The sequence below is a fragment of the Azospirillum sp. UENF 312511 genome, from assembly GCF_058780635.1.
Genome location: NZ_JBSNCG010000001.1, coordinates 1,663,610 through 1,679,992 on the forward strand (window position 1 = coordinate 1,663,610; position 16,383 = coordinate 1,679,992).

Sequence of the window (16,383 nt, forward strand, 5' to 3'; positions counted from 1 at the left end):
AGAGCCGAAGCCGGGCGCCCTCAGCGGCCCCCGGCTTCGGCCACCACCTGCTTCAGGTGATGGGACGACACCGGCTTGTGCAGGATGGCGAAGCCACTGCGCTGGGCCTCGACGATGCGTTCGGGGGCGGTGTCGCCGGTCAGGATGATGCTGGGGATTGCCGCCCGGCAATGGGCGTGGATCGCGCGCAACGCCTCCGGCCCGGTCTTGCCGTGGCGCAGCCGGTAGTCGGCCAGGATGACGTCCGGCCGCCGCCCGGCCTCGTCGAGCAGGCGGATCGCCTCGTCCCCGGCGGTGGCGGCGATGACCTCATAGCCCCAGCCTTCCAGCATGGCGCGCAGCCCCATCAGGATGATCACCTCGTCGTCGATGATCAGGACGAGCCGGCACCCGCCGCCCTCCGTCCGGCCGACCGCGGGAACCGTCGTCACGGCAGGCCGCGGCGGCTCGGCGGCGGGCACGGTGACCAGGAAGGTCGATCCGCTGCCCGGCCGCGACCGCAGGGCCACGGAATGGCCGAGCAGGGCGCACAGCCGCCGCACGATGGCGAGGCCGAGGCCCAGCCCCTTCTCGCGGTCGCGCTCCGGGTTGCCGAGCTGGGTGAATTCCTCAAAGATATCCTCCTGGCGGTCCGGCGGGATGCCGGCGCCGCTGTCGCACACGGCGATGTGGAAGCGGCGGCGCGACCGCCGCACGCCCAGCAGCACCCCGCCCCGCCCGGTGTAGCGCAAGGCGTTGTCCAGCAGGTTGCGGACGACCCGCTCCAGCAGCATGGGGTCGCTGCGCGCGTGCAGCGTGGTCGGGACGACGCGCAGGGTCAGGCCGCGCCGCGCCGCCTCCGGCGCGTATTCGGCGGCGAGGCGCTCGAAAAGGGGCTGGATCGCCACGGTGGTGGTCACCGGCTCGACCACCCCGGCGTCGAGCTTGGAGATGTCCAGCAACCCGTCGAGCAGGCGCTTCAGCGCCTCCAGCGCCTGCTGCATGGTCTTCAGCGTGTCGTGACCCGGGGTGCCCCGGGTCTGCTCGTCCAAGGCCGAGGTGAGGAAGAAAAGCGATTGCACCGGCTGGCGCAGGTCGTGGCTGGCCGCGGCGAGGAAGCGCGACTTCGCCCGGTTGGCCCGCTCCGCCTGGTCCTTGGCGCGGCGCAACGCCGATTCGGTGCGCTTGCGCTCGGTGATGTCGCGCAGGATGGCGGTGAAGAAGCGGTCGCCGCCGTCGCTCCAGGCCGAGAGCGACAGCTCCAGCGGCACCGCCAGCCCGTCGCGCCGCCGCCCTTCGACCTCGCGCGCGACTCCGTCGGCCAGCCGGTCCGGGCTGAGAGGCTCGGGAACAAGGCCGCCCGGAATCAGCCGGCCCACGTCCGTCCCGACCGCGTCGGCCGGGCTATGGCCGAAAATGCGCTCCGCGCCGCGGTTGTAGGTGTGCACCGTGCCCCTGGCGTCCACCAGAAGGATCGCGTCGGCGGCGGTTTCCAGCAGGGAGCGGTGACGCTCCACGGCCCGCCGGATCGCCCGTTCGTCCTCCTTGCGGCGGGTCACGTCCTGGGCGTAGACGGCCAGCCGGTCGCCGGTGGCGAACAGGCGCAGGGCGTACCAGTCGCCACCGGCCCGTTTCTCGTCACCGGCCAGCCGGATTTCGAATTCCTCCGGCTCTCCCCGGTCCAGAGCATCGCGGAAGCGCGCGGTGAAGGGCTCGGCCACGCCGGGCGGCAGCAGGGCCACGAAGACGTGCCCCACGAGGTCCCCGCCGTCGCCGAACAGGCGCGCCGCCTTCTCGTTGGCGAAGGTCACGTGGCCCTCATGGTCCAGTTCCACCACCGCGTCGGTGGAGGCGGCGAGGATCGCGGCCATGCGGTGTTCGGCGGCGTGGGCGGCGTCGCGGGCCTGCTCCCGTGCCTGAAGCTCCTGCGCCATCGAGTTGAAGGCGCGGCCCAAGGCACCGATCTCCGAGCGGTCGCCCGGCCGTCCGATCCGCGCGTTGCGGTCCCCGGCGCTCCAGCGCTCGACCACCCGCTTCAGCCGGGCCACCGGGCGCAGCACGAACAGGCGCGCGCCGATCCAGGCCGCGGTCAGGGAGAGCGCCGCCGCCAGCGCCAGCAGGAAGGCGCTCCGCTCCGCCGCGGCGGTGACGGGGCGCAGCGCCTCCGTCCGGTCCAGCCCGACCGCCAGGAACAGCTCGCGGACCTTCTGGTCCACCGGGGCGTAGGCCAGGATCCGCGGCTCGCCGTCCAGGCCGGGCATTTCGGCGACACCTTCGGATGGTGCGCGCAGCAGGGCCATCAGCGGTTCGGGCAGCGGCTTGCCCACCCGCTGGTCGTCGCTGCCAGGGAAACGGCCCAGCAGCGTGCCGTTGCGGTCGGCCAGCACCAGCATGGCGTTCGGCGGCAGCGGCTTCTCCGCCAGATACTCGCGCAGCCATCCGGCGTCGAGCGCGATGGACACCACCCCCGCCATGCGGCCCGCCCCGTCGGTGTAGGGCGCCGCGAAGGGCAGCACGGGCCGACCGTCCAGCCGCCGCACCGCGTAGTCGCCGACGACGAAGCCCTGCCCGTAGAGCGCCATGCGGATGTGCGGCAGCGTCCCCACCATCAGGCCGTTCAACTTCGCATCGCTGGCGCAGCGGACCGAGCCGTCGAGATCGGTCAGGGCGATTCCCTTCACACGCGGCAGCCGGCCACGCAGGCGGTTCAGGGTGGAGGAGCATTGCTGGGGGTCGATGGCGAGCCGCGGCGCCATCTCGGCCACCGTCACCAGCACGCCACGCATGCCCTCCACGACCCGCTGTTGCTCATCCTGGATCAGGGTCAGCAGGCGGCGGGCCTCGGCCTCGGCCTGCCGCTCCCCCGCCTCGATGGCGGTCAGGCTGTTGTGGGCCAGGATGCCGATGGCCGGCAGGCTGGCGAGGAGGACGAGCAGGACAAGGCGTGTGAGAATGCTCATCGGCAGCCCGGGAAAAGCACGGCGGAAGGGAACGGCACGACCCTGCACTTCCCAAGGGACGCATGGCACCCCGGGTCCGATGCACGCCGTCGTATCCGCGGCAGCGGTGCCCCGCTACCCCGCCGGCCACATCCTTACCTTGCGTTTACCAAAAGGAGGGGCCGCGCTCAACCGACTATTTCGCATACGAATTATAAAGGCGCCGGAGGAACCGGCACCCGATGCCCCGGCGCCGAGGGATTTTCCGCCCGTCCTCAGGCGGATTCGGCGATGGACTCGACGCGGCCGTCGAGCGCCATCAGCAGCAGTTCCACCTCCAGACCGGGATGCCGCGCCTTGATCGCGGCGCCCAGCGCGCGGAGTTGCTCAGCGTGGGCGGCGGTTTCCTTTTCCCGGTCCGCCACCAGATCTGTCCCCAGGAAGACGCGGTAGGCGCCGCAGTCGCGGTGGTCCATGACCATCACGCGCTTGATTTGGTGCAGTTGCCTGGCGACCGCCACATGGTCCCAGAAGGCCTCGCCCCACGCCTTCTTCCGGTCGGTCAGGGCGCCCAGCGACGCGCCGGCCAGAATCACATGGTCGTAGCGGTTGGTCAGCCCGCGCCCATCCATGTAGCGGCCGATGTCGTCGATCAGCCGGTAATCCATGCAGGAGAGCAGAAGAGCGTCCACCTCGCCGCCGGGCTGGGCGGCACGGGCGCCGCCGGAGGTCAGGGGCGCCATCAGCGCAGCCCCGGCGCCCAGCGTGGCGAGCTTCAGAAAGGTCCGGCGGGAGTCGTGCCGAAGGCCACCGCAGCAGGTCGAGCCGAAGTCAAGTCCGGAGCTTTGTCGGTACTGCATGAGGTCTCCACGTCGTTGAGGTTTCGTGGGGCCGAACGCCCATGGAGACCGCAGTACAGCACCGCTTCCGAGACCGCATTATTCGTAGACGAATCTTTCATGGAGCAGAAGGGCACAGCATGATGACAGGACTATCTGGACAAACTGGAACGAGAACCTTCGGCCCGTCCACCGGACACCAAAAAGAAACGGGCCGCTTCCCAGGTGGGAAACGGCCCGTTCGGCATGGTGCTGCCGGTGTTGCGTTGCTGGTATCAGCCGCGGGTGCTGCCCGAAGCCCGGTCGCCGGTGGCGACCGTGTCGCTGGCCGGCTTTTGCGTGCCGGCGCTGGCGCTGTGGCTGGAGGAGCAATCCGCGCTGGCGACCCCCGCCGTCAGGAGGGCGGCGAGACCGAACAGAACGGCTACCGGCTTGGCTCCATGAGACATTGGATCACCTCCTTTCAAATCTGTTGAACACCGCAACAGCATGTGAGGACGATCCGGCGCGAGTCAACGCCTTATACCGCCCGTACAGGGTGCAAGCCCCTCTCCCGCCCCGGGAGAGGGTGGCCCGAAGGGCCGGGTGAGGGTCTCACGAGGATCAAGGCGCCGGTCCTTGCCTGCACCCTCACCCTTCCCACGCTGCGCGCGGGCCCCTTCCCTCTCCCGGGGCGGGAGAGGGTGTGGCAGGTCCGATCACGCCGTCTCAAGCGCCTCCCGCATGGTGCGGAACAGCTCCGCCTTGTCCTCGAAGCCGATGCCGGGAAGCTCCGGCAGGCGGACGCGCCCGTCCTCGACCGCGATGCTGTCGGCAAAGCCGCAGAAGGGCTTGAACACGTCCGGGTAGGAACTCGTTGCCGCCCAGATGCAGGCCGGCGGCGATGTTCAGCGACATCTGGTGGCCGCCGTGCGGCACGACGCGGCGGCTCGACCAGCCGTTCTCCGCCAGCATGTCCAGCGTGCGCATGTACTCGACGAGGCCGTAGCTGAGCGCACAGTCGAATTGCAGCCAGTCGCGGTCCGGGCGCATGCCGCCGTGGCGGATCAGGTTGCGGGCATCCTGGTGGCTGAACAGGTTCTCGCCGGTCGCCATGGGGCGGTCATAGTGGTTCGCCAGCTCGGCCTGGAGCGCGTAGTCGAGCGGGTCGCCGGCCTCCTCGTACCAGAAGAGGTTGTAGGGCTTCAGCGCCTCGGCGTAGGCGATGGCAGTCTTCAGGTCGAAGCGGCCGTTGGCGTCCACGCAGAGGTTCCGGCCGTCGCCGACCACCTCCAGCACCGCCTCGATGCGGCGCAGGTCGTCCTCCAGCGAGGTGGCGCCGATCTTCATCTTCACGACCTTGTAACCGCGGTCGCGGTAGCTGCGCATCTCGTCCTGGAGCGCCTCCACCCCCTTGCCGGGGTAGTAGTAGCCGCCCGCGGCGTAGACCCACACCGACTCGTCGGCCACGCCGCCGCGGTAGCGGTCGGCGAGCAGGCGGTAGAGCGGCTTTCCGGCGATCTTCGCCACGGCGTCCCACACCGCCATGTCGATGGTGCCCACCGCGACCGAGCGTTCGCCATGGCCGCCCGGCTTCTCGTTGGTCATCAGCCGCGCCCAGATCTTGAACGGGTCGAGGTTGCCGGTCGCCTCGTCGATCAGGCTGTCGGGGGCGGCCGACGCCAGGCGGGGGATGAAGCGCTCGCGCATCAGGCCGCCGGCGCCGTAGCGTCCGTTGGAGTTGAAGCCGTAGCCGATCACCGGCTTGCCATCGCGCACCACGTCGGTGATGACCGCCACGGTGGAGCAGGTCATCTGGCTGAAGTCGATGTAGGCGTTGGCGATGTCGGACTTGATGCCGACGGTCTTTTCCCGGATCTCAACGATGCGCATGGCGCTGCTTCCCTTTGGCTTTTCCGATGCCCCGGGTGGCAGGATAGGGATGGACGGGACCGCCGGGCCAATGCCAGTTTCAAATCGCGTGATGCGCATCCGGCATGGGCTAACGGAATATTGTCTGGCGGAACAGCGATGGAACTGAACTGGCTTGAGGATTTCCTCGCCCTGGCGGAGTGCGGCAACTTCTCGCGCGCGGCTGAGGGGCGCAACCTGACCCAGCCGGCCTTCAGCCGCCGCATCCGCGCGCTGGAGGACTGGACCGGCACGCCCCTGTTCGACCGCAGCACCCAGCCGGTCGGGCTGACCGAGGCCGGGCGCCGCTTCCGCCCCTTCGCCGACGAGACGGTGCGCCGCCTCCTGCAAGGGCGGGAGGAGGCCCGGCTGGCCGGCGGCGCGGCGGCCACGGCGCTGCGCTTCGCGGCGACCCACGCGCTGTCGCTGACCTTCTTCCCGACCTGGCTGAGCCGGCTGGAGGGACAGGCGCGGCTGGGCGCCATCCATCTGCTGTCCGACAGCATGCAGGCTTGCGAGCAGGTGATGATGCAGGGGCAGGCGCAGTTCCTGCTGTGCCACGCCCATGCGGCGGCCCCCTCCCGGCTGGAGGCCGGGGCCTTCCGCTCGGCCGTGGTGGGGAGCGACCGTCTGGTGCCGGTCTGCGCGCCCGACGAGGCGGGCGCGCCGCGGCATTCCCTGTCGGGTGGCGGGGCCGTGCTGCCCCATCTCGCGTACAGCCCGGAATCCGGCATGGGACGCATCGTCACGGCGGCGCGCGGCGCCTTTCCGGCGCCTCTGGCGCTCGATACCGTCTTCACCTCGCACCTCGCCGCGGTGCTGCGCACGCTGGCCCGCGACGGGCGCGGCGTGGCGTGGCTGCCGGACAGCCTGATCGGCGAGGATCTGGCGCAGGGACGGTTGGTGCGGGCTGGCGGGACGGGTTGGGAAATCCCGGTGGAGGTGCGGCTCTACCGCCCCCGCGCGCGTCAGAGCCCGGCGGCGGAAGCCTTCTGGGCTTTGGCGGCGGAACAGGCACCCCAAGACGGGAGGGATCGAGAATGAGCGGAGCGGACTACAGGCTCTATGGAGCCCCCGGCTGGGGGTCCGTCCTGACGGAAGCCATGCTGGTCCAGTGCGGCGTCCCTTTCGTCTTCGAGGACGTCGCGGGCTTCGACGCGCAGGGCGAGGCGCGACAGAGGCTGCTGACGCTGAACCCGCTGGGGCAGGTCCCCACCCTGGTCCTGCCGGATGGGACGGTGATGACGGAAAGCGCGGCCATCGCGCTGCTGCTGGCCGAACGGCACCCGGACGCCGGACTGGCCCCGCCGCCGGACTCGCCGGAGCGCGCCACCTTCCTGCGGCTGCTGGTCTGGCTGGTGGCCAACGTCTACCCGACCTTCACATACGGCGACTATCCGGAGCGCTGGGTGACGGAGACCCCGGAGGCGCTCGGCGCGGCGATGGTGGAGCAGCGCAAGACGCTGTGGCTCTGGCTGGAATCGCAGCTGGGCGACGGCCCGTGGGTGCTGGGGGAGCGCTTCAGCGCGCTCGATCTCTACGTCGGGGCGATGGTGCACTGGCGGCCCCGCCGCGCCTGGTTCGCGGAACATTGCCCGAATCTCTCGGGCGTGGCGGAGCGGGTGCTGGCCCTGCCGAACCTGGAACCGGTCTGGAGCCGGAACTTCACGCCGGCATCCTGAACCGGGAAGCACCGAGGTCATACAGCACGGGGGCGACCGCTGGGCCGCCCCCGTTCAACAATCAGCACTCGTGCCTTAAGGCTCGCAGATCAACGCTCGTTGATGGCGCGATACACGATGTAGGCCGGGGTCGCGCGCAGCCAGGCGGCGAGGAACTCGCGGACGGCCTGGAGAGCGGAGGACGGGGCGCGGTCGCTGCCGATGTGGGTGTAGGTCGAGCTGTTCATGATGGGCTCCAATCGTTGGGAGGCGTTATCGGGGGCGTTGTTCGTTGAGACCAATATGCTCTGGTATACCCAATACCACACGCGCGCTTCTTGCAGGGCAGACCCCAAAAAACGCAACGCTTTCAATGCTTTATTCATCCTACATTCCGCCCTGGAAACTGTTTGCTGAACGGACGCGAAATTCTTGCCGCATCGCGGCAGGCGGCGGCCTAGCCAAGGCCGCCGCACCACCCCACTTCTGGTGTCATGCCGCGCGACGACAGCCAGCCCCGCTTTCCCGCCGTCCCGTCCGACCACTGGGATGGGCGCCGTTTCTTCAACCCCCACGCCGACACGGACAAGAGCCCGCGCGAGCTGTGGCGGCTCTACAAGGCGCGCGGCCCGCGCTGGACGCCGCCGGACCTGCAACCGCCCCGCCCTTTCCGCGCCGTCACCCCGGCGCGCGGCGAGGTGGCGGTGACCTTCATCGGGCAGGCGACCTTCCTGATCCAGATCGGCGGGGCGGCCTTCCTGACCGACCCCGTCTATTCCGACCATGCCGGCCCCTTCGGGCGGCTGGGGCCGAAGCGGGTGCGCCCGCCTGCGGTGCGCATGGAGGATTTGCCGGCCATCGACGCGGTGCTGCTCAGCCACAACCACTACGACCATCTCGACGCCCCGACGCTGCGCCATCTGGCGCGGCGGCGCGGCGTGCCGCAGGTGATGACAGGGCTCGGCAACGGCCCGATGATGCGCCGGGCCGGCTTCGACGCGGTGCATGAGCTGGATTGGTGGGACAGCCTGCCCGGCCCGCACGGCACCCGGATCACCTTCGTCCCGGCGCAACACTGGTCGGCCCGCACCCCCTTCGACCGGCGCCGGACGTTGTGGGGCGGCTTCGTGGTCGAGACGCCGGAGGCCGCCGTCTATTTCGCGGGCGACAGCGGCTATTGCCCGCATTTCCGGGAGATCGGGCGGCGGTTCGGCGCCATCGACGTCGCCCTGCTGCCGATCGGCGCCTACGAGCCGCGCTGGTTCATGGCCGCCCAGCACATGAACCCGGCCGACGCCGTGCGGGCGCACCGCGACCTGGGGGCGCGGCACAGCGTCGCCATGCATTTCGGCACCTTCCAACTGACCGCCGAGGGCATCGACGCCCCCATCCGGGCGCTGCACCACGCGCTGGCGGAGCAGGCGGTCGATCCCGGCCATTTCGCCATCCCCGGCTTCGGCGAACCCATGCGCTTCCGTCGCCCTTCGGCCTAATGGCGAAGGGGAGGATTCGCCCAGCGGCCTATGGCGCAAGCGTCATGGACGGGACCGCGCGGATCGGGGTAACGCCTTGAGGGACAGCACCCACCACACAGGCGGAGCCGGGCGTAAATGCAGTTGGAAATCAGTGCCTTCGTCAGTTCCCTCGGCAACGAATCGGACCACGGCCCCGACGCGCTCGAGCGGGTGCGGGACAGCATGCGATCCCTGGCCGACACGCTCGCCGCGCTGAACCTGGGCATCGTTTTGGAAGTGCGCGACGTGCAGCGTCTGCAGACCGTCGCCCGCATCGTGCAGGCCAACGCGCCGAACCGCTGACCGTCCCCCGGTTATCGCCCGATCATCGCCGCAGCGGGCAGGCCCTGCGGGCCAGCCGGGCGTTCAGGTCGCCCGTGTCCACCACCGGCTCGCCCTGGCTGCGCATCACGAAGCCGAAGGTGTCCATCACCCGGTCCAGGACGATCTCCTGGTCGTCCGGGCGTCGGCTGACCATCACCACGGCGTAGCCGGCGGAGCGGGCCACCGCCGGTTCGCCGCGCAGGCCGCGCACGCCCCAGCCGACCAGCGCGCTCTTGCAGCGGAACAACTCCACCGACAGCCCGGCGCCGCCGGTCGCCCCGGCCACCACATAGCCGGCGGCCACCGCCAGCGGGGCCAGCAGCCCGTCCCAGTCCAGGCAGTCCTCCCGCGACACCCACATGCCGCCGACCGAGCAGGGGGCGGCGCCGATGGCCTCGCCCAGACCGGCGCGGAAGGCGCGCAGCACCTCCACCGCGTCCGTCGCGGGCATCGGTTCGACCCGGTTGCCGTCCGGCATCAGCATCAGGCGCCCGGCCCACTCGGTGGAGGGGGGAAGCTGTTCGGTGAGGCGGGCGAGGAGGGCTTCGCGCGCCTGGGCGAAGGGAACGACCTTGGACATGGGGAACGGGGACCAGCGGCAGGTGACGGGAACCGGGGCCGGAAGGAAGCGAAAGCCGCGCCCGCTGTCAACCGGCGCGCGAGGCCTTCGCCACATTTCCGCCCCATTGTCACGGCCCTGCATCGCCGCCGCAGGCGTGGCGCGGAAAATCCCGCCGGCGGGCGTTTTCCCCTTGCCAGCCCCCGGAAAGGGGCTTATAAGCCGGCCTCCGTTCCGGATTAGCTCAGTCGGTAGAGCAGCGGACTGTTAATCCGCGTGTCGCTGGTTCGAGTCCAGCATCCGGAGCCATATTGCGGGTGTAGCTCAGTTGGTTAGAGCGCCGGCCTGTCACGCCGGAGGCCGCGGGTTCAAGTCCCGTCACTCGCGCCACCTTCCCTCGTCGGTGGCTTTCTCCTCTCCCCTCAGCGCATCACGGTGACCGTGGCGGCCTCTGTCCGGCTGATCACCACCTCGTCGCCCGGCTTCACCGTTTCCAGCCCTTGCACCTCCGGCGGCACCGGAACCGTGCGCGTGCGCCCCTGCGGCCCGCGCAGCGTGACCATGCGACGGTTGAGGTCGATGGCCTCGACGACCTCCGTCACCTGGGTGGTGGTGATCGCCGACGCGCGCGGCATCTCGCCGACCGCGGCGCGGTCCGTGCTGCTCCGCTGAATGGCGCCCGGCCCGCCGCCCGGCGGCTGGGTGACGATGTTGGTCAGGCGGGCGTACTCGATCTGCACGGTGTCGCCGACCTTGATGCGGTTGAAGTTCCGCACTTCGCTTCCGGCGGTCACCGCCTCTTCCCGCCCATCCGGGAATTGCAGGATCACCGTCCGCGCCGCCTTGTCGATGCCGCGGACCTTGGCGGTGGAGCGGACGTTCTCGACCATGGACAGCCGCGGCGTCGGCTCGGCGCTCGCCGGGGCCATGGCGGCGGACGGCGGCGCGGTTTCGGACGCCGGCGCGCAGCCCGCCAGGACCGCGCCGCTCAGGAACACCGCCAGGACGGCACGGGTTTGGTGCTTCATGGGATCGCCTCCACCTCTTCTGGGACCGGCTTCCGGGCGTATGTCCGGTTCGCTTTGGTCCGGTTCGGGCGCAGGAACGGCACGGTCGCGCGGATGTTCCATATTCCGACCCTGGCCGACCCTGTTTGCGGGTGCAACTTACCGTAACTTCGCCCCTTCGACCTGTCCGATGGATGGGAGCCGTCGCCCGGAGGGGTCAGAATTTGAACACCGCCTCCATCCCGACGAAGTGGATCGTCTTCGCGGGGCCGGTGTCCTGAAGGAAGGAGCCGGGCTGGAACAGCGAGTAGGACAGCAGCCCCTCGACCGTGCGCCCAGCGGCGTAGGACAGCACAAGCTCCCCCTGCGTGCCGATGTAGCGCGACCGCGACCCGGCGCCGGAGCGGAGCAGGTTCCCGGACAGGTCGTAGACGCCGTCCTCCAGGCTCATCCGCCAATAGGCGATGGCCGAGGCGGACAGGCTGAACTCGTCCGACAGCGCCACATCCACGGAAGGATGCAGGTTCATCAGGTTCAGCGGCCCGACCGGAGTCAACTCCCCGAAATACTTCGCGCGGGGGAAGAGGGGGTTGAAAGTGCCCAGCCGCCCGTCGCCGGGATCGCGGTCGCCGCTGGCGATGTTGGCCTTCAGCCCGAGCCGCGGGCGCAGCGGGACGCCGTCCCAACGGTGGCCGGTGTCGCTAGCGACCGACCATGCAGCAATCGTCTCCCCATCGATCTGGCCCGTCTGGAGCATGGCCTCCCAGTTCCAGTCCCAGCCGTCGGCCTTTCCGAACAGGCGGGTGCCCAGCGTGTGCCGCTCCTCCCGCCCCTGCCCGCCCTCGAAGGACGCCGCCCTGTTACCGTAGCCGATGTAGTAGGCGTCCAGCCCCGTACCCCAGCCCGACCCCGCACCGTGCGTGGCGTACAGTCCCCAGGCGGAGCGCCCGCCGTCGCGCCGGTCGTCGAACAGGTCGGGCGCCGCGCGGACCGGGCGGCCGAGGAAGCCGTCCACCCGCCAGGGGCCGGATTGCACGATGCCCGTCACCGCGTCGAAGGCCCGCGGGACGTTGGCGCCGTAGCGCAGGCTGATCAACCGTTCCGACCCGTAGGCGAGCATCTGGCGCCCCGCCCGCAGCGTGCCCTGCGCGTCCCCCAGCGGGACGGGGAGGTCGGCGAAGCCCTGCAGCAGGTCGGTGCGATCGACGTCCGGCGCGCCCTCCGGCCCGAGCTTGCCCGCCGAGCCGGCCATGATCAGTTGGCCGAAGACGCGCAGGGCCGAGCCGGCGCGCAGATCGGCGTAGGGCAGCAGGCGCCACAGGCCGTAGGCGTCGTTCCTCGGCTCATCCTGCCCCCAGCCGCTGTTGCGCACGGCCTCGCCGCGCAGCCGCGCCTCCAGCCCGGTGGACAGGGAGACCGTGCCGCCGGGGGTGAGCGGGATCGCCTTGAACCGCTCCCAGAAGGCGCCGCTGCCCGCCGCGGGGTCGAGGAGGTAGCGATAGTCCTCGTCGTAGCGGCTGTTGGTCAGGGGCGGCGGCGTCTCCGCGAGGACCGGGGCGGACTGGAGCAGCAGAGCCGCGACCAGCGCCCCGCGCCACCGCCTCACGACGCCTTTCCCGCGCCGTGCTCCAGCGCCAGGAAATGCGACACCCGCGGCGGGCCGTCGCCGCGGTGGAAGGCCAGCGCCTCCTTCTGCACATCCGCGTCGGCGTGTGATACCCGGCGGTGCTGGCGCTGGTGCTCCGCCCAGGATTCCACGAAGAACCACTCCAGCACCCGTTCCGGATCGCCGGAATCCTGGCTGACGCCCCAAGCGTAGGCGCCGTCCCGCCGCCGCGCCTCCGACAAGCGGCGCAGCGCGGCGTGGAAGGCATGCTGGTCCGCGGCGGCCACCCGGTACTCGATGGTGATGAGCACCGGACCGCGGTCGTTGCGCACCGGCTCGGCGGTCAGCGGCTCCGGCCAGTGGTTGGACGGGGTGAGGTCGGCCTCGCCCTCCGGCAGCGGCACCGCGCGGGACAGCACCGCGACGGCGAGCAGCCCGGCGGCGCTGACCCACAAGGTGGCCGGCACGCCGATGGCGTCGGCCAGAGCGCCCCAGCCGAGGCTGCCCGCCGTCAGGGCGCCGTTGAACACGGTCAGGTACAGCGCCAGACCGCGCCCGCGCACCCAGTTGGGCAGGATGGCCTGGGTCGTGGCGCTCAGCGTCGTCAGGACGGCGATCCAGGCCGCACCGGCGCCCAGCAGGACCGGCAGCGCCAGCCAGCGCGGCGGGGCCAGGGCCAGGATGCCCATGACCACGGCGGTGACCAGCGCCGCCGCCAGCATCAGGCCGTCCGCTCCCAGACGCTCGCGCAGGCGCGGCAGGACGGTCGCTCCGCCAATGGCCCCCGCTCCCACGGCGCCGAGCAGAAGGCCGTAGAAGCCCGGCCCACCGCCCAGCATCGGCCCGGCGACGATGGGCAGCAGGGCCCACAGGGCGCTGGCGCAGGCGAAGAACAGGCCGGCGCGCAGGAAGACGCGGTGCAGCTCCTTGCTGGCGCGGGCGTAGCGCAGCCCGGCGCGCAGCGCGCCGCCGAACTGCTCCGACAGATCGTCGCGGGTGTCGGGGGTGCGCCGCCACCACAGCAGGGCGGCGATGACGATGATGTAGGAGGAGACGTCCACCGCGTAGGTGGCGGCGGCCCCGGCGGCAGCCAGGATTGCGCCGCCCGCCGCCGGGCCGATGGCGCGGGCGATGTTGATGCCCAGGCTGTTCAGCGCGACGGCGCCCTTCAGCTCGCCGCGCGGCACCAGCTCCGGCACGATGGACTGCCAGACCGGCGCCATCAGCGCCGCCCCGACACCGCCCAGGAAGGTCAGTCCGGCGATGGAGGCCACGCTGGCGACGCCCAGCGCCGCCTGGACCATCAGCGCGGCGCTGACGCAGGCGAGCAGGCACTGGATGACGATCAGCATCCGCCGCCGGTCCATGATGTCCGACAGCACCCCCGCCGGGATCGCCAGCAGGAAGATGGGCAGCGAGCCCGCCGCCTGGATCAGCGCGACGGTGGACGGCGATCCCGACAGGTCGAGCACCAGCCACGCGCTCGCCACGTCGCGCATGAAGGTGCCGACGTTGCCCAGCACCGCCGCCACCCACAGCACGGCGAACAGCCGGTTGCTCAGCGGCGCGAAGGCCCCGGCCGGCTTGGAGGCGGCCGGCTTGTGCCCGGGCGGCTTGGTGCCGGGGTTCGGGACGGCCTCGGCGGTCATGCGCGTCCTCCCCGGCGATGGGTCAGCACCGCCGCCGCCGCGAAGCCGCCGACGATGGCGAGATGCTCCAGGAAGGTGGCGGTCTGCCGCGCGCGGTCCAGCCCCTCATAGGTCCAGAAGGCGTGGGCGAGCAGCGTGGCGACCACCGTGAAGCCGGCGAGAATCCCGGCGCCGAGCCAGCACCAGCGCCGTGTCAGAAACAGCGCCGACCCGCCGAGCTGGGTGACGATCACCGCCACCGCGACGAGGACCGGCAGGCCGAGCCCCAGCCCCGCCGCCTCCGCCACGGCGCCGTTGAAATCGGTCAGCTTGACGAGCCCGCTGACCAGGAAAGGCGCCGCCAGCGCGAGGCGGGCGAACCAGGCGGTCCCCGGCCAGTCGAGCAGGGCGGCGACCGGCGCAGCAGCAGCGTCCTTGCGCGTGGAGAGGGTGTCGGCCATCGTCCCGCTCCCCCTCAGACCGCCCAGCAGCCGCAGCCGAACACGCCCCAGAAGCTGCGCGCGTCGGACGAAGGCACGTCGGCGCCCAGCGCCGCCGCGTGGTCGTGGCCGTGCACGGCGCAGCCGGAGTGGCAACCGCACTCCGCCGCCTGCCGCTGCACCGTCTTGGGGTCGCGGTAATAGCCGCCGACCGTGGCGACCGGCGACCAGTCGGGCATCGGCTTGGGCAGCGGCGGGGCGAGCTTGTCGTAGTCGCCCTCGCCATGCACCACGGCGCCGCCCAGCAGGGTCAGGACGGAGCGGATGTGGGGAATGCGATCCTCCGGCACCGCCATGTAGTCGTCGCTGAGCAGCGCCGCGTCGGCGAGTTGCCCGGCCTCGATCCGGCCCTTCTTGCCCTGCTCGTTGGAGAACCAGGTGTTGGCCTCCGTCCACAGGCGCAGCGCCGTCTCGCGGTCCAGCCGGTTGGCCATCGGGTAGAGCGACAGCCCGCCCACCGTCTTGCCGGTGACCAGCCAGGACAGCGAGACCCAGGGGTTGTAGCTCGCCACGCGGGTGGCGTCCGTCCCGGCGCCCACCGGCACCCCGGCGGCCATCATCTTCGCGATGGGCGGCGTGGCCTCGGCGGCCTTGGCGCCGTAGCGCTCCACGAAATACTCACCCTGATAGGCCATGCGGTGCTGCACGGCGATGCCGCCGCCGAGCGCCGCGATGCGGTCGATGTTGCGGTCGCTGATCGTCTCGGCGTGGTCGAAGAACCAGTTCAGCCCCTGCAGCGGAATGTCCCGGTTGACCTTCTCGAAGACGTCGAGCGCCCGGCCGATGGTCTCGTCGTAGGTGGCGTGCAGCCGCCACGGCCAGCGCCGCTCGGCCAGCAGGCGGACCACCGGCTCCAGGTCCGTCTCCATGTTGGGCGGCATCTCGGGCCGGGCGACGCGGAAGTCCTCGAAATCGGCGGCCGAATAGACCAGCATCTCCCCCGCCCCGTTCAGGCGGTAGCGGTCGTCGCCGTCGCCCGGCTTGACCTTGTCCGACCAGGTGGCGAAGTCCTGCAACTCCTCCTTCGGCTTCTGGGTGAACAGGTTGTAGGCGATGCGCAGCGTCATCTCGCCGTCGGCGTGCAGCTTCTCGATGATCGCGTAGTCGTCGGGATAGTTCTGGAACCCGCCGCCGGCGTCGATGACGCTGGTGACGCCCAGCCCGTTCAGCTCCCGCATGAAATGGCGGGTGGAGTTGACCTGATACTCCTCCGGCAGCTTCGGCCCCTTGGCGAGGGTGGAGTACAGGATCATCGCGTTGGGCAGGGCGAGCAGCAGGCCGGTCGGGTTGCCCGCGGCGTCGCGCTGGATCTCGCCGCCCGGCGGGTTGGGCGTGTCCTTGCCGTAGCCCACCGCCCGCAACGCAGCACCGTTCAGCAGCGCGCGGTCGTACAGGTGCAGGATGAAGACCGGCGTGTCGGGGGCGGCGGCGTTCAGTTCCTCCAGCGTCGGCAGGCGCTTCTCGGCGAACTGGTGCTCGGTGAAGCCGCCGACGACGCGCACCCATTGCGGGGCGGGGGTGCGGGCCACCTGGGCGCGCAGCATCGCCATGGCGTCGGCCAGCGTCGGCACGCCGTCCCAGCGCAGCTCCATGTTGTAGTTCAGGCCGCCGCGGATGACGTGGATGTGGCTGTCGATCAGGCCGGGGATCAGGCGGCGTCCCTTGGCGTCGATCACCGCGGCGTCGGGAGATGCTGCGGCGCGCACTTCGGCCTCCCGCCCCACGGCGAGGAAGCGCCCGTCGCGGATCGCCACGGCGTCGGCCTGCGGGTTGGCACGGTCGAGCGTCGTGATGCGGGCGTTGACGATCAGAAGGTCGGAAGACGGCATGGCGGCATTCCCAAGACGGGTGAGCAGGGGCGAGGCGAGCAGAGTGGCCGCGGCGCTTCCGGCGATGGCGCCGCGGCGGCCAATACCGGGGCGACCGTTTCCGGTGCG

General features: G+C 71.0%; 14 protein-coding genes, 2 tRNA genes and 1 pseudogene. 6 read left to right on the plus strand and 11 right to left on the minus strand.

Going from position 1 to position 16,383, the window contains the following annotated elements:
- Positions 1 to 20: 20 nt before the first annotated feature.
- The 4 genes and pseudogenes from ACWPN7_RS07760 to ACWPN7_RS07775 all read right to left on the minus strand — a co-directional run bounded on the left by ACWPN7_RS07760 (position 21) and on the right by ACWPN7_RS07775 (position 5,629).
- On the minus strand, positions 21 to 2,939 hold the full coding sequence (locus tag ACWPN7_RS07760; protein WP_492273230.1) for a PAS domain S-box protein: 2,919 nt from the start codon (positions 2,937 to 2,939) through the stop codon (positions 21 to 23).
- Between the two features lie 254 nt (positions 2,940 to 3,193).
- Positions 3,194 to 3,778 (minus strand): carbonic anhydrase, encoded by a 585-nt coding sequence (locus tag ACWPN7_RS07765; protein ID WP_040135104.1) that lies wholly within the window; start codon positions 3,776 to 3,778, stop codon positions 3,194 to 3,196.
- A gap of 254 nt (positions 3,779 to 4,032) precedes the next feature.
- Positions 4,033 to 4,206: a hypothetical protein gene (locus ACWPN7_RS07770; protein WP_155903579.1), complete on the minus strand. Its 174-nt coding sequence runs from the start codon at positions 4,204 to 4,206 to the stop codon at positions 4,033 to 4,035.
- A 249-nt stretch (positions 4,207 to 4,455) separates the two neighbouring features.
- A pseudogene (locus ACWPN7_RS07775) lies at positions 4,456 to 5,629 on the minus strand (mandelate racemase/muconate lactonizing enzyme family protein).
- Positions 5,630 to 5,767: 138 nt separating this feature from the next.
- Between ACWPN7_RS07775 and ACWPN7_RS07780 the strand changes: the two are divergent.
- Positions 5,768 to 6,691, plus strand: coding sequence for a LysR family transcriptional regulator (locus ACWPN7_RS07780; protein WP_459197141.1), 924 nt, complete (start codon positions 5,768 to 5,770; stop codon positions 6,689 to 6,691).
- On the plus strand, positions 6,688 to 7,329 hold the full coding sequence (locus ACWPN7_RS07785) for a glutathione S-transferase family protein (RefSeq protein WP_456525117.1): 642 nt from the start codon (positions 6,688 to 6,690) through the stop codon (positions 7,327 to 7,329). Before ACWPN7_RS07780 ends, ACWPN7_RS07785 begins: the two co-directional genes overlap by 4 nt.
- Before the next feature lie 89 nt (positions 7,330 to 7,418).
- On the opposite strand, the gene ACWPN7_RS07790 is transcribed toward ACWPN7_RS07785, so the two are convergent.
- A complete protein-coding gene (locus ACWPN7_RS07790) occupies positions 7,419 to 7,556 on the minus strand; it encodes a hypothetical protein (protein ID WP_014197745.1) in 138 nt (45 codons plus the stop codon).
- Positions 7,557 to 7,802: 246 nt separating this feature from the next.
- On the opposite strand from ACWPN7_RS07790, the gene ACWPN7_RS07795 reads away from it, so the two are divergent.
- Together ACWPN7_RS07795 and ACWPN7_RS07800 are read left to right on the plus strand one after the other, a co-directional pair.
- Positions 7,803 to 8,801 (plus strand): MBL fold metallo-hydrolase, encoded by a 999-nt coding sequence (locus ACWPN7_RS07795; RefSeq protein WP_149649861.1) that lies wholly within the window; start codon positions 7,803 to 7,805, stop codon positions 8,799 to 8,801.
- A gap of 117 nt (positions 8,802 to 8,918) precedes the next feature.
- The gene (locus ACWPN7_RS07800) at positions 8,919 to 9,125 is read left to right on the plus strand and encodes a hypothetical protein (protein WP_014197748.1); all 207 of its coding nucleotides are present in this window, start codon (positions 8,919 to 8,921) and stop codon (positions 9,123 to 9,125) included.
- A gap of 22 nt (positions 9,126 to 9,147) precedes the next feature.
- Here the strand turns inward: ACWPN7_RS07800 and ACWPN7_RS07805 are convergent, their stop codons facing one another.
- Complete coding sequence (locus ACWPN7_RS07805) at positions 9,148 to 9,726, minus strand: hypothetical protein (protein WP_014197749.1); 579 nt, start codon at positions 9,724 to 9,726, stop codon at positions 9,148 to 9,150.
- Positions 9,727 to 9,938: 212 nt separating this feature from the next.
- Here ACWPN7_RS07805 and ACWPN7_RS07810 point away from each other — a divergent pair.
- Positions 9,939 to 10,014: transfer RNA gene (locus tag ACWPN7_RS07810), tRNA-Asn, on the plus strand.
- 4 nt (positions 10,015 to 10,018) lie between these two features.
- A tRNA-Asp gene (locus ACWPN7_RS07815) sits at positions 10,019 to 10,095 on the plus strand.
- 32 nt (positions 10,096 to 10,127) lie between these two features.
- On the opposite strand, the gene ACWPN7_RS07820 is transcribed toward ACWPN7_RS07815, so the two are convergent.
- From ACWPN7_RS07820 to ACWPN7_RS07840, 5 genes are all read right to left on the minus strand, one after another.
- Entirely contained in the window at positions 10,128 to 10,733 is a 606-nt protein-coding gene (locus tag ACWPN7_RS07820) for a hypothetical protein (protein WP_200777052.1), read from the minus strand.
- A gap of 196 nt (positions 10,734 to 10,929) precedes the next feature.
- Positions 10,930 to 12,318, minus strand: a complete 1,389-nt coding sequence (locus tag ACWPN7_RS07825; protein WP_349620523.1) for an alginate export family protein — start codon at positions 12,316 to 12,318, stop codon at positions 10,930 to 10,932.
- A complete protein-coding gene (locus tag ACWPN7_RS07830) occupies positions 12,315 to 13,967 on the minus strand; it encodes an MFS transporter (RefSeq protein WP_349620522.1) in 1,653 nt (550 codons plus the stop codon). The genes ACWPN7_RS07825 and ACWPN7_RS07830 overlap by 4 nt, the downstream gene beginning before the upstream one ends.
- Positions 13,964 to 14,407, minus strand: a complete 444-nt coding sequence (locus tag ACWPN7_RS07835; protein ID WP_198129216.1) for a DoxX family protein — start codon at positions 14,405 to 14,407, stop codon at positions 13,964 to 13,966. Before ACWPN7_RS07835 ends, ACWPN7_RS07830 begins: the two co-directional genes overlap by 4 nt.
- Positions 14,408 to 14,421: 14 nt before the next feature.
- Entirely contained in the window at positions 14,422 to 16,275 is a 1,854-nt protein-coding gene (locus ACWPN7_RS07840) for an amidohydrolase (protein ID WP_425601814.1), read from the minus strand.
- Positions 16,276 to 16,383 lie beyond the last annotated feature (108 nt).

Coding starts and splice junctions, on each gene's coding strand:
- ACWPN7_RS07835 (WP_198129216.1), bottom strand. CDS start 14,407: ATGGCCGACACCCTCTCCACGCGCAAGGACGCTGCTGCTGCGCCGGTC.
- ACWPN7_RS07760 (WP_492273230.1), bottom strand. CDS start 2,939: ATGAGCATTCTCACACGCCTTGTCCTGCTCGTCCTCCTCGCCAGCCTG.
- ACWPN7_RS07795 (WP_149649861.1), top strand. CDS start 7,803: ATGCCGCGCGACGACAGCCAGCCCCGCTTTCCCGCCGTCCCGTCCGAC.
- ACWPN7_RS07770 (WP_155903579.1), bottom strand. CDS start 4,206: ATGTCTCATGGAGCCAAGCCGGTAGCCGTTCTGTTCGGTCTCGCCGCC.
- ACWPN7_RS07765 (WP_040135104.1), bottom strand. CDS start 3,778: ATGCAGTACCGACAAAGCTCCGGACTTGACTTCGGCTCGACCTGCTGC.
- ACWPN7_RS07785 (WP_456525117.1), top strand. CDS start 6,688: ATGAGCGGAGCGGACTACAGGCTCTATGGAGCCCCCGGCTGGGGGTCC.
- ACWPN7_RS07800 (WP_014197748.1), top strand. CDS start 8,919: ATGCAGTTGGAAATCAGTGCCTTCGTCAGTTCCCTCGGCAACGAATCG.
- ACWPN7_RS07790 (WP_014197745.1), bottom strand. CDS start 7,556: ATGAACAGCTCGACCTACACCCACATCGGCAGCGACCGCGCCCCGTCC.
- ACWPN7_RS07780 (WP_459197141.1), top strand. CDS start 5,768: ATGGAACTGAACTGGCTTGAGGATTTCCTCGCCCTGGCGGAGTGCGGC.
- ACWPN7_RS07820 (WP_200777052.1), bottom strand. CDS start 10,733: ATGAAGCACCAAACCCGTGCCGTCCTGGCGGTGTTCCTGAGCGGCGCG.
- ACWPN7_RS07830 (WP_349620522.1), bottom strand. CDS start 13,967: ATGACCGCCGAGGCCGTCCCGAACCCCGGCACCAAGCCGCCCGGGCAC.
- ACWPN7_RS07840 (WP_425601814.1), bottom strand. CDS start 16,275: ATGCCGTCTTCCGACCTTCTGATCGTCAACGCCCGCATCACGACGCTC.
- ACWPN7_RS07805 (WP_014197749.1), bottom strand. CDS start 9,726: ATGTCCAAGGTCGTTCCCTTCGCCCAGGCGCGCGAAGCCCTCCTCGCC.